The 15,154-nt window shown below is 73.1% G+C and carries 14 protein-coding genes; 9 read left to right on the top strand and 5 right to left on the bottom strand.

What is annotated here, in order from left to right:
- From dprA to N799_RS13185, 6 genes are all read left to right on the top strand, one after another.
- On the top strand, positions 1–1,111 hold a 1,111-nt coding region (gene dprA / locus N799_RS13210), incomplete at its 5' end, for a DNA-processing protein DprA (RefSeq protein ID WP_036213495.1).
- Positions 1,112–1,184: 73 nt separating this feature from the next.
- Positions 1,185–1,673: a DUF494 family protein gene (locus tag N799_RS13205; protein ID WP_036213493.1), complete on the top strand. Its 489-nt coding sequence runs from the start codon at positions 1,185–1,187 to the stop codon at positions 1,671–1,673.
- Between the two features lie 201 nt (positions 1,674–1,874).
- Positions 1,875–4,334, top strand: a complete 2,460-nt coding sequence (locus N799_RS13200) for a DNA topoisomerase I (RefSeq protein WP_036213490.1) — start codon at positions 1,875–1,877, stop codon at positions 4,332–4,334.
- A gap of 27 nt (positions 4,335–4,361) precedes the next feature.
- Entirely contained in the window at positions 4,362–4,919 is a 558-nt protein-coding gene (gene tsaC / locus N799_RS13195; protein WP_036213488.1) for an L-threonylcarbamoyladenylate synthase type 1 TsaC, read from the top strand.
- Positions 4,920–4,962: 43 nt separating this feature from the next.
- Positions 4,963–5,760: a hypothetical protein gene (locus tag N799_RS13190; RefSeq protein ID WP_238978980.1), complete on the top strand. Its 798-nt coding sequence runs from the start codon at positions 4,963–4,965 to the stop codon at positions 5,758–5,760.
- Positions 5,748–6,428: a hypothetical protein gene (locus N799_RS13185; RefSeq protein WP_036213484.1), complete on the top strand. Its 681-nt coding sequence runs from the start codon at positions 5,748–5,750 to the stop codon at positions 6,426–6,428. The genes N799_RS13190 and N799_RS13185 overlap by 13 nt, the downstream gene beginning before the upstream one ends.
- 9 nt (positions 6,429–6,437) lie before the next feature.
- On the opposite strand, the gene N799_RS13180 is transcribed toward N799_RS13185, so the two are convergent.
- Positions 6,438–7,214: an SDR family oxidoreductase gene (locus N799_RS13180; RefSeq protein ID WP_036213481.1), complete on the bottom strand. Its 777-nt coding sequence runs from the start codon at positions 7,212–7,214 to the stop codon at positions 6,438–6,440.
- A 181-nt stretch (positions 7,215–7,395) separates the two neighbouring features.
- Here N799_RS13180 and N799_RS13175 point away from each other — a divergent pair, with 181 nt between their 5' ends.
- The gene (locus tag N799_RS13175; RefSeq protein WP_238978978.1) at positions 7,396–7,641 is read left to right on the top strand and encodes a hypothetical protein; all 246 of its coding nucleotides are present in this window, start codon (positions 7,396–7,398) and stop codon (positions 7,639–7,641) included.
- Between the two features lie 192 nt (positions 7,642–7,833).
- Here the strand turns inward: N799_RS13175 and sppA are convergent, their stop codons facing one another.
- On the bottom strand, positions 7,834–9,714 hold the full coding sequence (sppA, locus tag N799_RS13170) for a signal peptide peptidase SppA (protein WP_036213478.1): 1,881 nt from the start codon (positions 9,712–9,714) through the stop codon (positions 7,834–7,836).
- Positions 9,715–9,805: 91 nt separating this feature from the next.
- Complete coding sequence (locus N799_RS13165) at positions 9,806–11,251, bottom strand: MATE family efflux transporter (RefSeq protein WP_052101558.1); 1,446 nt, start codon at positions 11,249–11,251, stop codon at positions 9,806–9,808.
- Between the two features lie 116 nt (positions 11,252–11,367).
- On the opposite strand from N799_RS13165, the gene N799_RS13160 reads away from it, so the two are divergent.
- Positions 11,368–12,540 carry a DUF3667 domain-containing protein gene (locus tag N799_RS13160; protein ID WP_036213474.1) on the top strand — a complete coding sequence of 391 codons (1,173 nt, stop codon included), beginning with the start codon at positions 11,368–11,370 and terminating at the stop codon, positions 12,538–12,540.
- A gap of 3 nt (positions 12,541–12,543) precedes the next feature.
- On the opposite strand, the gene N799_RS13155 is transcribed toward N799_RS13160, so the two are convergent.
- On the bottom strand, positions 12,544–13,209 hold the full coding sequence (locus N799_RS13155) for a DUF3106 domain-containing protein (protein ID WP_052101557.1): 666 nt from the start codon (positions 13,207–13,209) through the stop codon (positions 12,544–12,546).
- Complete coding sequence (locus tag N799_RS13150; protein WP_152597967.1) at positions 13,196–14,212, bottom strand: hypothetical protein; 1,017 nt, start codon at positions 14,210–14,212, stop codon at positions 13,196–13,198. Before N799_RS13150 ends, N799_RS13155 begins: the two co-directional genes overlap by 14 nt.
- Positions 14,213–14,659: 447 nt before the next feature.
- On the opposite strand from N799_RS13150, the gene N799_RS13145 reads away from it, so the two are divergent.
- On the top strand, positions 14,660–15,154 hold a 495-nt coding region (locus tag N799_RS13145), incomplete at its 3' end, for a primosomal protein N' family DNA-binding protein (RefSeq protein ID WP_036213472.1).

Below are 15,154 nucleotides of genomic sequence, written 5' to 3'. Positions count from 1 at the left end.
GGCGCTCGCCGCCGGCGCGACGCTGTGGCGCGCCTGCGGCCTGACGCCGGCCCAGCAGGCCGCGCTGCGACAGCCGCAGCCGCGCAGCCTCGACGCTTCCCGCGCCTGGCTCGACCATCCCGACCACCACCTGCTCGGCTGGCACCACCCCGACTACCCGCCGCTGCTGCGCCGCAGCCCGCACCCGCCGCTGGCGCTGTTCATCGCCGGCGATCCGTCACTGGCGTGGCACCCCGCGGTCGCGATCGTCGGCAGCCGCTCGCCGACCCCGGCCGGCCGCGAGCACGCCGCGGCGTTCGCGCGGGCGCTGTCGGCCACCGGGCTGGCGATCGCGAGCGGACTCGCGGCCGGGGTCGACACCGCCGCCCACCACGCCACCCTGGCCGCCGGCGGACGCACCCTGGCGGTACTCGGGACCGGTCCCGACGTGCCGTACCCGCGCAGCAACACCGCGCTGCATGCATCGATCGTCGCCCAAGGCGCGATCATCAGCGAGCATCTACCGGGAACCGGCCCGCGTCGCGAACACTTCCCGAGCCGCAACCGGATCCTCGCCGGGCTCAGCCTCGGGACCCTGGTGGTCGAGGCCGCGCACCGCTCCGGCGCGCTGATCACGGCGCGGCTGGCGGCCGAATGCGGGCGCGAGGTGATGGCCCTGCCCGGCTCGATCGACAACCCGCTGGCGCGCGGCTGCCACCGGCTGATCCGCGACGGCGCGGCGCTGGTCGAGCACCCCGACGAGGTCGTCGCCCTGCTGGCACCACTGGCCGGTCCGCTCGCCGGGGACTTGCGCGCACGGCTCGCGGCCCCCACTTCGGAAGTCGCGCCGCCCGGCAGGACGCGTCGCCCGCGACCGCCCCGCCGGCCGGACACGCACGAATCCGCCCCCCGCCCCCCAACCCCACTCCCGCCAGCCACCGGCGGGCCGCCCGCGCACACCGACCCCGACCACAATACCTTGTGGCAGGCCCTTGGCAGCGACCCAACGGATATGGACCAGCTGGTCGCCCGCACCGGATTGACGCCTGCCCGGCTGTCCTCCATCCTCCTGCTCATGGAGCTCGAGGGTCGCGTGGAGGCGCAGCACGGCCGGTACCATCGCAGCCGCTGAACCCGTCCCCGGGCGGGCGTGGCGGCCACCACTCCTGACCCACCGCGCCGCCTGCGGCGCAGGCCGAGGGGAAATGAAAGAAAGCATCCTGGACGTCCTGCTGTACCTGTTCGAGCACTACCTCACCGACGACGCGGACCTCGTCCGCGACCGCGACAACCTGCAAAGCGGCCCGCTGTTCGAGGAGCTCGGGCAGGCCGGTTTCAGCCCCGCCGAGATCAACAAGGCCTTCGAATGGCTGGACGCGCTGGCCCGCCAGCGGCCGTCGGCCTCGCCGGCGCGCGCCAACGGCCCGGTCCGGGTCTACGCCGGCCCCGAACTCGACCGCCTCGACACCGACTGCCGCGGCTTCCTGCTGTTCCTGGAGCAGCACGGCGTGCTCGACGCCGGCCAGCGCGAGCTGGTGCTGGACCGCGCGATGGCGCTGGACCAGGACGGCATCGACCTCGACGACCTCAAGTGGGTCGTGCTGATGGTGCTGTTCAACCAGCCCGGCAGCGAGGCGGCGTACGCCTGGATGGAAACCCAGATGTTCGAGGACGAGCCCGAACCCGTGCACTGATTCCGTGCACGCCCGCCGCGGCGGGCCATAATGCCCGCGCGCCGCGGAGCCTTCGTGGCGGTGGATCGGCTTGACAGCGGCGCCCGCCGCGTGATTCCACTAATAAATGAATGCTTCAGCGCCCGTGGCCGCCGCCGCGGGCGTCGTCTTCTCTCGCGCCCTCTCGCGTGGCCTTCACGGCCCGCCCGGAACCTGCCCCGCATGGCCAAGAACCTCCTCATCGTCGAGTCGCCCGCCAAGGCCAAGACGATCAACAAGTACCTCGGCAAGGACTTCATCGTCCTCGCCTCGTATGGCCACGTGCGCGACCTGGTGCCGAAGGAGGGCGCGGTCGATCCGGAGCGCGACTTCGCGATGCGCTACGACCTGATCGAGAAGAACGAGAAGCACGTCGAGGCGATCGCCAAGGCCGCCAAGGCCGCCGACGCCATCTTCCTCGCGACCGACCCGGACCGCGAGGGCGAGGCGATCAGCTGGCACGTCGCCGAGATCCTGCGCGAGCGCGGCCTGCTCGACGGCAAGCCGCTGCAGCGGGTGGTGTTCACCGAGATCACCCCGCGCGCGATCAAGGAGGCGATCGCCGCGCCGCGCGACATCGCCGCGCCGCTGGTCGACGCCCAGCAGGCGCGCCGCGCGCTGGACTACCTGGTCGGCTTCAACCTGTCGCCGGTGCTGTGGCGCAAGGTCCAGCGCGGGTTGTCGGCCGGCCGCGTGCAGAGCCCGGCGCTGCGCATGATCGTCGAGCGCGAGGAGGAGATCGAGGCGTTCAGGGCGCGCGAGTACTGGTCGATCGAGGCCGAGTGCCAGCACCCGTCGCAGGCCTTCAGCGCGCGGCTGGTCAAGCTCGACGGGGCGAAGTTCGAGCAGTTCACCATCACCGACGGCGAGACCGCCGAGGCCGCGCGCCAGCGGCTGGTGTCGGCCGCCGGCGGTGCGCTGCAGGTCACCGACGTCACCAGCAAGCAGCGCAAGCGCCGCCCGGCGCCGCCGTTCACCACCTCGACGCTGCAGCAGGAAGCCGCGCGCAAGCTCGGCTTCACCACCAAGCGCACCATGCAGGTCGCGCAGAAGCTGTACGAAGGCGTGGCGCTCGGCGACGAGGGCACGGTCGGCCTGATCAGCTACATGCGTACCGACTCGGTCGCGCTGTCGCAGGACGCGGTGGCCGAGATGCGCGACGTGATCGCGCGCGACTACGGCACCGGCGCGGTGCCGGACCAGCCCAACGTCTACAAGTCGAAGTCGAAGAACGCACAGGAGGCCCACGAGGCGGTGCGCCCGACCTCGGCGCTGCGCACGCCGGCGCAGGTCTCGCGCTTCCTCGAGGACGACGCCCGCCGCCTGTACGAGCTGATCTGGAAGCGCGCGGTCGCCAGCCAGATGGTGCCGGCCACGCTCAACACCGTGTCGGTCGAGCTGGCCGCCGGCAGCGAGCACGCCTTCCGCGTTTCCGGCACCACCGTGATCGACCCGGGCTTCCTCGCCGTCTACGAGGAGGGCAAGGACGCCAGGGCGAAGGAGGACGAGGACGAGGGCCGCAAGCTGCCGCCGATGAAGCCCGGCGACCGCATCCCGCTCGACCGCATCCACGCCGACCAGCACTTCACCGAGCCGCCGCCGCGCTACTCCGAAGCCAGCCTGGTCAAGGCGCTGGAGGAGTACGGCATCGGCCGGCCGTCGACCTACGCCTCGATCATCGCGACGTTGCTGTTCCGCAAGTACGTCGAGCTGGAGAGCCGCCGCTTCCACCCGACCGATGTCGGCCGCGCGGTCAGCAAGTTCCTGTCGAGCCACTTCACCCAGTACGTGGATTACGACTTCACCGCGCGGCTGGAGGACGAGCTCGACGCGGTCAGCCGCGGCGAGGAGGCCTGGGTGCCGCTGATGGAGCGGTTCTGGCAGCCGTTCCACGAACTGGTCGAGGACAAGAAGGAGTCGCTCGACAAGGTCGACGCCGGCAGCATCCGCGTGCTCGGCGCCGACCCGGCCAGCGGCCGCGAGGTCAGCGCGCGCATCGGCAAGTACGGCCCGCTGGTGCAGATGGGCACGGTCGAGGACGAGGAGAAGCCGAAGTTCGCCTCGCTGCAACCGGGCCAGAGCATCTACTCGATCACGCTGGAGCAGGCGCTGGAGCTGTTCAAGATGCCGCGCCTGCTGGGCGAGCACAACGGCGAGGAGGTCAGCGTCGGCATCGGCCGGTTCGGACCGTTCGCCAAGCGCGGCAGCACCTACGCCTCGCTGAAGAAGGAGGACGACCCGTACAAGATCGACCTCGAGCGCGCGGTGTTCCTGATCGAGGAGAAGGAGGAGATCGCGCGCAACCGGATCATCAAGCAGTGGGACGGCAGCGACATCCAGGTGCTCAACGGCCGCTTCGGCCCGTACATCAGCAACGGCCAGCTCAACGGCAAGATCCCGAAGGACCGCGAGCCGGCGTCGCTGACGCTGGAGGAGGTGACGAAGCTGCTGGAGGAAACCGGCAAGCCCGCGCGCGGCCGCTTCGGCAAGAAGGCCGCGGCGAAGAAGGCGCCAGCGAAAAAGGCTGCCGTGAAGAAGGCCGCGACCAGGAAGGCGCCGGCGAAGAAGGCCGCCAAGAAGGCCACGAAGAAGACCGCTGCCAAGAAGACCGCGAAGAAGGCCGTCAAGAAGGCCTCCGCCTGACGGGCTCTTGCAGGAGCGGCTTCAGCCATGTCCACCGACCTCGCCCCCGCCCTCGCCGCCCTGCGCAACGGCGGCGTCGTCTCCTACCCGACCGAGGCCGTCTGGGGGCTGGGCTGCGACCCGTTCGACGAGTCCGCCGTCACCCGCCTGCTGCAGCTCAAGCAGCGCCCGGTCGACAAGGGCCTGATCCTGATCGCGGCCGCGCGCGGGCAGTTCGACGGCCTGCTCGACTGGGACGCGCTGCCCGCCGACCGCCGCGACGCCGTGCTCGCCAGCTGGCCCGGGCCGAACACCTGGATCGTCCCCGCCACCGCGCGCGTGCCGCGCTGGATCACCGGCGCGCATGACGGCGTCGCGGTGCGGGTCAGCGCGCACCCGGGCGTGGCCCGGCTGTGCGAAGCCTTCGGCGGGCCGCTGGTGTCGACCAGCGCCAACCTCGCCGGCCAGCCGCCGGCGCGGCGGCGCGAGGAACTCGACCCGGCGCTGTGTGTCCTGCTCGACGCGGTGGTCGACGGCGAGACCGGCGACCTGGCGGCACCCACCACCATCCGCGACGCACGCAGCGGCGCGGTGCTGCGCGGCTGAGCCGTACGCGCGCATTCACGCGCGCCGGGGCATCATCGGCCGCATGCGCAGCCCTGCTCCATCACGATCGAACGCGCCGATCCGGCTGGCGGGCCTCGCGATGCCGATGCTCGCGCTGCTGGCCGCCGCCTCCGCCGCCGGTGCGACGCCCGCGCCGGCCGACGAGGTCACGATCTACCGCTGCGTCGCCGCCGACGGCCGGCTGACCCTGCGCGACACTCCGTGCGCGGACGGCGAGCGCCAGCAGGCCCGCGAGATGCTGCGCCCGCAGGACCCGCCACCGCAGCCGAAGGTCGCCGCATCCCCGGCGTCCCCGCCACCGGCCGCCACCCCCGCCACGCCGCGGATCACGGTGGTCCATGCACCGCCGCCCAGCTACGAATGCACCACCCCCGACGGCGACACCTACGTCAGCCACGACCCGGCCGGGAACCCGCGCTGGGTGCCGGCGTGGACCCTCGGCTACCCGGCGTGGCCGCCGTATCGCCCGCAACCGCCGGCCCCGGTGCCGACCCTGCCGCCGGTGCGCCCGGCCGCCAGCAGCGCCTCGATCGGCAACGGCCTGGTGCTCGACGGCATCGGCCGGCCCACTCCGCGCGCACCGGCCGACCCCACCCGGCGCCCGGCGCTGCCGCCGGCGGTTGGCCTCGCGCTCACGCCCGGCGCGTGGATCCGCGACAGCTGCCAGCCGCTGCCGCAGGCCGTGGTGTGCGAACGCCTGCGCGACCGCCACTGGGAGCTTGGCCGTCGCTACAACAGCGCGCTGCAGAGCGAGCGCCACGCCATCGACGACGAACAGCGCGGGATCAACGCGCGGCTGGCGGCCGAATGCGCCGCCTGAGCCGCCCCATGCGGCTGGCGTGGCTGCCGGCGTCGCTCGTCCTCGCCGCCGTCGTGACGGCCGCCCCGGCCGCCACGCAGGAGGCCGTCGTGATCTACCGCTGCACCGCCGCCGACGGCGCGGTGACCGTGCAGAACGACGAGCCCTGCCCGCGCGGCAGCCGCGAGCAGCGGCGCGTGCTCGAAACCGCACCGCCACCGTCGCAGCCCTACGTCCCGCCGCCGCGCCCGGCACCGGAACCGCCCGCCGCGACGCCCGCGCTGATGCCGATGCCGGCCGAACCCGCGCCCGCCGACTCGGACACGCCGCTGGAGCCGGTCGCGACCGACATCGAACCCGAGCTCCGCCCGCCGCCGCCGCTGTTCGCCTGCACCACCTGGCAGCGCGAGGACTACCTGACCGACAGCGAGGTGCCGGCCGAGCGCTGCGCGGCGATGCGCACAACCGGGCTGGACGGCAGCGCGTCCGGCGGCGCCGGGGCCGCCTGCATGGTGGTGGTCGATGCCTGCCAGCCGGTGCCCGAGGCCGAGCTGTGCACGCGCTGGCAGCAGCTGCTGCAGGCCAGCGAGGCGACCGTGCAGTTCGGCCGCGGCGACGACCCGGCCGCCGCCCGCGCCGAACTCGAGCGCGTCCGCGCGATCGTCGAGCGCAACCGCTGCGACGGCTGAGCCGCCGGCTCAGAACCCGTAGCGCAGGAACCCGCCGTCGACCGCGATGCACTCGCCGGTCACGTAGCCCGCCGCCGGCAGGCACAGGAACGCCACCGCCGCGGCGACCTCCTCCGGCTCGCCGACGCGCCCCATCGGCGTGCGCAGCAGCACCTCGTCGAGGTAGTCGGGGTCGGCCAGCTTGCCGGAGGTGCGGCGGGTGCGGATGTACCACGGTGCCACCGCGTTGACCCGGATGCCGTCCTCGGCCCATTCGACGGCGAGATTCTTCGTCATCTGGTGCAACGCCGCCTTGCTCATGCCGTACGGCGCGCCGGTGCGCACGTGGGTCAGGCCGGACACGCTGCCGACGTTGACGATACTCGACGCGGCGTGGCGGGTCAGCAGCGGGTAGAGGTAGCGCGACAGCTCGAACGCCGAGAACAGGTTGACCTCGAAGATCTGCCGCCACTCGGCGTCGGCGTAGTCGGTGCTCGGCTTGCCGGCGTTCATGCCGGCGTTGTTGACGAGGATGTGCAGGCCCTCGCCGAAGCCCTCCACCCAGTCGAGCAATTCGCCGCGCTGCTCCGCGTCGCCGACATCGCAGGCGAAGCACTGCACCTCGCGCTCGGGGAAGTCCTCCAGCAGCTCGGCGCGGGCGGCGTCGAGGCCGGCCGGTTCGCGCGCGGCCAGCAGCACGTCGGCGCCGAAGCCGAGCAGCTCGCGCGCGATCGCGCGGCCGATGCCGGCGCTGCCGCCGGTGACGAGGGCGAGTTGGCCGTCGAGCCGCCAGCGTTTCGGATCCATGCCTGCTCCTGTCGGTGCGCCACGCCGGGACGGCGCGCTGGCGCGACCGGCGTAGGATAGCCGCGAGCCCTCCGAGGATGCCGCGATGCCCCGTCAGCCTTGCGCCGCTTCGTTCCGTGCCGTCCTGCCCCGCACCGACCTGTCCGGCGCCACGCCGCGATGCGTGGGCGGTGCCCGTGCCGTGCGTTCGAATGCACCACCGTTCCGCCTGCTGGCGATGGCGGGCCTCGCCCTCGTTGCGGCGGCCGCGCTGGTGGCGTGCAAGCCGACGCCGCCGGACCCCGAACGGCCGCCGGAACCGCAGGCCGCCAATGCCGAACTGCGCGATGCGATGCAGGCGCCGGTCGAGAAGACCCGCGCGGTCGAGGAGGAGTTGCGCAAGGCCGCCGACGCCCAGCGCGCGGCGATCGAGGCGGCCGGCGGCTGAGGCCGGTGGGCCGCACATTGCGGTGGATGCAGTCGCGGTGGCCCATGCCGCTGTAGGAGCGACGTGAGTCGCGACCCGCCGAACGCCCGGAACGATGTACCGGTCGCGACTTGCGTCGCTCCTACGGGGAAACCCCCGAACACCCGGCGCCGGAACCCCTAGCCTGGGCAACCGCGCATCCGCCGCCAGCCCCTATTCGCCGCAGAAGCAGTACGCCAGCGTCTTCACCGGCACGCCGGCGACCGGACGGGTCGCGCCTTCCAGCAGCTTCAGGTCGGCGTCGACCTGCGGCAGCGCCTTCGCCAGTACGCCGCGGGCGATGTCGGAGTCGGCCAGCGCGAGCGCGCCGAGGCGGCTGCCGGCAAAGCCGGTGAACCACTGTTCGAACGGGGTCGCGGCCTTCTCGACGTAGTGCACCGCGTAGTTGTCGCCCAGCTCGGCCAGGCGCGCGGCGGCCTCGATCGCCACCTGCAAGCCGCCGAGCTCGTCGACCAGCCCGCGCTCCTTCGCCTGCGCGCCGCTCCAGACGCGGCCGCGGGCGACCTCGTCGATCTGCGCGACCGGCTTGCCGCGCGCGTGCGCGACCTTGCCGATGAAGTCGCGGTAGCCCTTCTCGATCACCGACTGGATCACCTGGCCGACCTGCGGGTCGAGCTCGCGGGTGATGTTGAACGCGCCGGCGAACGGCGTGGTGCCGACGCCGTCGGTGTTGACGCCGATCTTGTCGAGCGCGCGCGGGATGGTCGGGATCATGCCGAAGATGCCGATCGAGCCGGTGATCGTCGACGGATCGGCGTAGATGGTGTTGGCGTCCATGCTGATCCAGTAGCCGCCGGACGCGGCCAGGTCGCCCATCGACACCACCACCGGCTTGCCGGCCTCCTGCAACGCGACCACTTCGCGGCGGATCTGCTCGGAAGCGAAGACCTCGCCGCCGGGCGAGTCCACCCGCAGCACCACCGACTTGACGCTCTCGTCGTCGCGCGCCTGGCGCAGCAATGCCGAGGTCGACTCGCCACCGATCGTGCCCGGCGGCTGCTCGCCACCGGTGATCGAGCCGGCCGCGACCACCACCGCGACCTGCGGCCGCACGTCGGCGACCTGGCCCAGCGCGGTGTCCAGGTGCGCGAGGTAGCCCTCCAGCGAGATCTGGCGGAAGCCACCGTCGGCGTCGGCATCGGCGACGCCGCGCTCGATCAGCAGGTCGGCGACCTCCTCGCGGGTCTTCAGGCCGTCGACGAAACGGTGCTCCAGCGCGTAGCGGGCGAGGTCGCCGCCGACCGCCGCGATGCCCTCCGGCAGCCGGGCGATGCCGGCGGCGATGATCGCAGGCTCGATCCCGCGCGCCTCGCCGATGCGGGCGAGGTAGCGGTTCCACAGGTCGTTCATCCAGTACAGGTCGGCTTCCTTCGACTCCGGCGAGGCCTGGTCGAGCACGAACGGTTCGGCCGCCGACTTGTACTCGCCGACCTTGAACAGGTGGATGTCGACGCCGAGCTTGTCCTGCAGGCCCTCGCGGTAGTACTGGCGGTAGCGGCCGAGGCCTTCCAGCAGCATGCCGCCCATCGGGTCGAGGTATACCTCGTCGGCCTGCGCGGCGATCAGGTACTGCTCCTGCGACATCGCCTCGGAGAACGCCACCACCTGCTTGCCGCTCTCGCGCAGCCGCGCCACCGCCGCGGCGACCTCGCCACGGCTGGCCATGCCGCCGCCGACCAGCCCGTCGAGGTCGAGCAGCACGCGTTCGATCCACTTGTCCTCGCCGGCCTTGTCGAGCGCGCGCAGCAGGTCGCGCAATTGCACCTCGCCGGCCTTCTCGCCCAGCGCCCTGGCCAGCGCGCGGGTCGCCGGGTCGACGCTGTACTGCTCGACCAGCGCGCCCTCCGGCGCGATCACCAGGGTGGTGCGCTCCAGCAGCGGCGCGGTCCGGTCGCCCGCGCTCATCAGTGCCAGCACGAAGAACAGCAGCACGAAGAACAGCAGGTTGAAGATCAACCGGCGGGTGAAGTTCATCGCATCCCACAGGCCGATGAAGAAGCGGGCGATGGGACCGCGCTGCGGAGTCTGGTTCATTGCGTCGGATGTCTCGTGTGGCGCTGCCCGGACGGGCAGTGGGGTTGGAACGTCAGTCGATGCGCCAGCGTACCTGCTGGGCGGCGGTGCTTCATCGGTCGGAGGTCACCCGGGCGGCATCGGGGGCGGGGTCGGTGCCTGTCTCGTTCAGTATCCGGCGCAGCCGCGGGGTCGCGCTGCTGCGTCGCAGGCGCAGGCCCAGCAGCACCGCTGCGACCAGCAGCCCGGCGATCAGCCCCAGCCACATCCCGCGCGGCCCCCAGCCGGTGGTGAATCCGCCGACGCCGAGCCCGAGCACCGCGCCCAGCGGCATGCCGACGCCCCAGTAGGCCAGCCCGGCCAGCAGCATCGGCACGCGGGTGTCGCCGAGGCCGCGCAGGGCGCCCGCCGACAGCACCTGCACGCCGTCGGGGAACTGGAACGCGGCGGCATACAGCAGCAGGCTGGCGGCCAGCGCGGCGACCACGGCGTCGTCGGTGTAGAAGCCGACGATCCAGTCGTTGCCCAGCAGCAGCGCCAGCGCCGACACGGTCTGCGTCGCCAGCACGATGACGTAGCCGGCGCGGGCGGCGCGACGCACGCCGTCGACATCGCCGCGGCCCAGCGCGTGGCCGACCCGCACCGTGGTCGCCTCGGCCAGCCCCATCGGGATCATGAAGCATAGGCTGGCGACGTTGATCGCGATCTGGTGCGCCGCCGCCGGCACCTCGCCGAGCCGCCCGATCAGCAGCGCGGTGGTGATGAACAGCCCGCCCTCCATCGCCACCGTCACCCCGATCGGCAGCCCGGTCGCGAGCAGGCCGCGGATGGTCGGCCAGTGCGGCAGGTCGAAACGGGCGAACAGCCGCAGCCCGGCGAAGCGCCGCGAACGCCGCAGGTACAGCGCGAACGCGGCCGCCTGCGCCCACATCATCACCGCCGAGGCCACGCCGGGGCCGCCGGCGCCCATCTCGGGGAAGCCGAGCGCACCGTAGGTCAGCACGTAGCCGATCGGCAGCAGCACCAGCAGGCCGCCGAAGCCCAGCACCATCGTCGGCAGGGTGAAGTGCAGGCCGTCGGTGAGGTAGCGCATGCACAGGTACAGCGTCAGCGCCGGCACGCCCCAGCGGATGCCGTGGATGAAGTCGGTCGCGCCCGGGACGATCGCCGGTGCGATGCCCATCGGCCCGAGCGCGTGCGCGGCGGCGGTCATGAAGCCGAACAGCAGCACCCCGAGCACCACCGCCAGCCACAGCGCCTGGCGGAACAGCGCGCCGACCTCCGCGCGCCGGCCGGCACCGTCGAGCTGCGACACCGCCGGCGGCAGCGACATCAGCGTGCCCATCGGCACCATCATCGGCAGCCAGAACAGCGCGGTGCCGACCGACACCGCGGCCAGCGTCTGGGTGCCGTGGTGGCCGGCGATGACGCTGTCGACAAAGCCAATCAGGCCGGTCGACAGGTGGCCGAGCACCAGCGGCGCGGCGAGCACGGCGCTGCGGCCGACTTCGGTCGACAGGCGCGGGCCGTGCGACGGCAGGGAAGCGTGGGAGGACATCGGGACGACCGGTCGCGCGACTGCGGCCGCGCCGCCGAACCGCTGTCGGGCGCTGGCGCCGGGTCGCGGCGGGCCGCTATCTTAACGCCCGCCATCCATGGGCCCGGGACACGCGCATGACCGACCACCCGACCGGCAGCGCGTCGCACGCGCCGCCGACCCTTTGCGAGAACTGCCACGCCACGCTGCAGGGCGAGTTCTGCCACCAGTGCGGGCAGTCGGTGCACAACCCGATCCGCCACGCCGGCCACGCGATCGAGGAATTCTTCGAGGCGTTCTGGCACCTCGACGGCCGCCTCTGGCGCACCCTGCGCGACCTGATGGTGCCCGGCCGGGTCGCCACCAACTACCTCGCCGGCCACCGCCAGCGCTACATCGCGCCGCTGCGGCTGTTCGTCGTGCTCAGCGTGCTGACGTTCTTCCTCGGCGCGCTGACCATTCATTTCGATTCGACGACGACGATCGACACCGGCGTCGAGACCGCGGCCATCACCGAGGCGCAGACGGTCGAGGCGGTCGAGCGCGAGCGCGACCGCCTGCTCGCCGAGGTCGCGGCCGCGCACGCCGGGGCCGCCAACATCCCCGGCGTGAGTCCGGCGCTGATCGCGGCCGAGGTCAAGATCCGCGGCGAGGCCGCCAACCGGATCGCCGAGTTGCGCCAGGCCAGCGGAGACCCCGCCGCCGCCGATACGCCCCCCGCGGCAGCCCCGGCGCCCATCCCCGGCAAGGGCGAACTGTTCTCGCTGGAGACCTTCGACCCCGAGCGCAACAAGGTCGAGATTTCCTGGCTGCCGGGCTTCGCCAACGACTGGCTCACCGCCAGGGTCGGCGACGCCAACAGCAACATCCAGCGCATGGAAGGCCGGCCGGACCTGTGGTTCAAGGCGTTCATGGCGTCGGTGCCGTCGGCGCTGTTCGTGCTGGTGCCGGTGTTCGCGCTGCTGTTGAAGGTGGCCTACCTGTTCACCCGCCGGCTGTACCTGGAGCACCTGGTGGTGGCGCTGTACAGCCATGCGTTCCTGCTGATCGCGCTGGCGGCGATGTTCCTGCTGGCGGCGCTTGGCGGCTGGCTGGAGGCGCGGGTGGCATGGCTGGCCGCGGGCGCCCACCTCGCGGTGTGGGCGGTGGGCCTGTGGATGCCGGTCTACCTGTGGCGGATGCAGAAGCGTGTGTACGCGCAGGGCTGGGCGCTGACCACCCTCAAGTACGTGGTGATCGGCATCGTCTACGTCTACCTGCTGGCGATCGCCGCCGCGCTGATGTTCCTGGCGCGGCTGGCGCAGGGCTGACGCTCAGCGGTGCAGCCGGTCCCACAGCCAGTCGTCGCGGTTGGCGGCGGCGGTGGAGACCAGCTCGCGGCGCAGCGTGGCGCGCTCCTGCGGGGGCGTGCGCTGGACCAGCACGGCGAGGTCCTGCCGCTGGCGCGCGGTCATGCCGCGCAGCACCCGCAGCAGGTCGGCGTGTTCGGCCGCCGGCACCTGCGCCAGCAGCGGCTGCAGCGCGGTGTAGTCGGCGCCGAGGTCCGGGCCGAGCAGCCAGCCGCGGCGGGCGCTGCGGTCGAGCGCCTGGAACTCGTCGCGCAGGGCCTGCTGGCGCTCCGGCGGCAGGGTGTCGAACCAGCGCGCGGCGGCGTCGACGCGGCTGCGCTCGCGCGCCGGCAGCGAGCGGGCGGCGCGGTAACGCTCGCGCAGGGCGCCACGCTCGGCCGACGGCAGCGCGTCCCACTCGACCGCGCGGCGGCGGAAGTCCTCGCGCTCGGATTCGCTCCAGCGCGACCACAACGCGGCCTGCTCCTGCAGTTCGGCGCGGCGCTGCGGCTGCAGCCGCGGCAGGACCGCTTCGAACGCGTCGAGCGCGTCGAGCGACGGCGGCGCGGCGTGTGCGAGCGCGGCCAGCGCGGCCAGCAGCGCGAGCACGGCCAGCCGTGGAATGCGCGACGACGGCTCAGTGCGGCTCATCGGCGGTCTCGCTGATCGTCTCGGCCGCCGGCAGCGCGTTGCCGCCCTGCGGGCCGGTGGTGGCGGGGGGCGCCGTGGTGCCGGCGTCGTTGCGGGCCGGGCCGGGTTCGGCGCCGGGCTGCCGGGTGTTGGCGCCCTGCGCGGCGAGCCAGCTGTGGAAGCCCAGCTCGCGCGCGACCTGCAGGCCGTCGGGGTCGGACAGCAGCTCGAAGTCGCGGTGCGAGACGAACGCCGCGTCCGCGCCGTAGCGGGAGGCCGGCGCCTGCTCGGGGAGCTGCCGCGAGGTGCCCGGCGCTTCGCCGGAGAACCGCTGCGGCCACAGGAAGGTCGCGGCGAACAGCGCCGCCGCCAGCGCCAGCAGCCCCCACAGCACCATCAGCACATGGCGGTGCGGCTTGGGATCGGCGGCGACGGCGGCGAGCCGGGCCTCCGGCGGCGGTGGGGCGATGTCGGCCAACGCGGTCTCGCGCGCGTGGCCGAGCCGCGCCAGGCGGTCCGGCGGCAGGGTCTTGATCCGTCGATGCACGTCGCCGCGCAGGCGCTGCCATGCGTCCGGGTCGGCGCGGCCATCCGCCTGCCGCGGCAGCGCGCGTTGCAGGGCGAGGCGGTAGGTGGCCGGGGCGACGTCGAGCACCGCGGCGGCCTCGGCCTCGTCCAGACCGGCGGCGAGCCGCAGCAGCAGGGCCGCGCGCGGGCCGCTGCCCAGCCGCGCCAGGCCGTCGCCGGCCTCCAGCTCGACCGCGACCCCGTGGTGCCGTCGCAAACCGGGCTGCGACAGCAGCAGGGTCCAGAACCGCCGCGGCCAGCCGCTCATCGCCTCGGCGCCGGCCTCGGCCCGGAACCCGCGCATCGCCCGTGCGAGCGCGGCGTCGCCGGCGTGGGCGTCGCCGCACTGCAGTTCAGCCAGGACCGCGCCGCGCCGCTCGACCCCGCGCAGGAAGGCCGCCAGCGCCGGCGGCGGCCGGCCCTCGCGCATCGGAGTGGACGGTTCGGGGCTACTCATCGGACAGCGTCACCATGCACGGATCATAGCGACCGGACCGGCCACCCCGGGCGCTTGACAATACGGGCAAACCTTCGCGAACGAAGCGTGACGAGGGTTACAGCGAAAATCGGTTGTGCACAGACGCCGGAGACGGTTCTGAACGGCCTGTTCAGGTTTGCCGGGCACTGCATTGCAGCAATGTTTCACGGCCAAGCGATTGATTTACCTGCATTTGGGGGGCTTGGCACTTTTTTCACCAACCTGTGCAGAGGGTCCATGCCACCGGCCTTTCGCGCCGACGGCCCGAGTCCATGCACAGACTTATCCACACCGGATGTGGATAAGGGGGCTTTCCCTTTCAAAACCGGCACTTGCGCACACTTCGTCATGTGACCGTCAGTAATGCGGCGCAAGCTCCCCCTTGCGCCGGACCGCCGCCGTGGGGCAGATCGCTAGACTGGCGCGATGCCGCCCGATCCGTCCCCTCCGCCGGTCCTGCACATCGCGTTGCCGGTGCCGCTGCCGCGCCTGTTCAGCTATCTCGCGCCGGCGGAGGGCCCGGCGGCGGAGGTCGGTGCGCGGCTGCGGGTGCCGTTCGGGCCGCGCGAACTGGTCGGGGTGGTCGCTGACATCGCCAGGGGCGATGCGGCCGCGGCGGACGGCCTGAAACCGGCGCTGGCGGTCCTCGACACCGAGCCGCTGTTCGCCGGCGAACTGCTGGCCTCGCTGCGCTGGCTGGCGCGCTACACCCACGCGCCGCTCGGCGAGGTGCTGGCGACTGCCCTGCCCGGGCCGCTGCGCCACGGCGAGTCGCTGCCCGACACCGCCCGCCACGGCTGGCAGCTGACCGAAGCCGGCCGCACCGCGCTGGCCGGCATGCGCGCCGGCCGCCCGCGACAGCTGGCCGAGCGCCTGCAGGCCGGGGGCCCGCTCGACGAGGCGCTGCTGGCCGACGACGGC

Origin of the sequence: Lysobacter arseniciresistens ZS79 (genome assembly GCF_000768335.1) — a bacterium.
Taxonomy (GTDB): Bacteria; Pseudomonadota; Gammaproteobacteria; order Xanthomonadales; family Xanthomonadaceae; genus Novilysobacter; species Novilysobacter arseniciresistens.
Note: the sequence above shows the minus strand (reverse complement) of the source record. Positions and strands in the feature narration are given on the sequence as shown.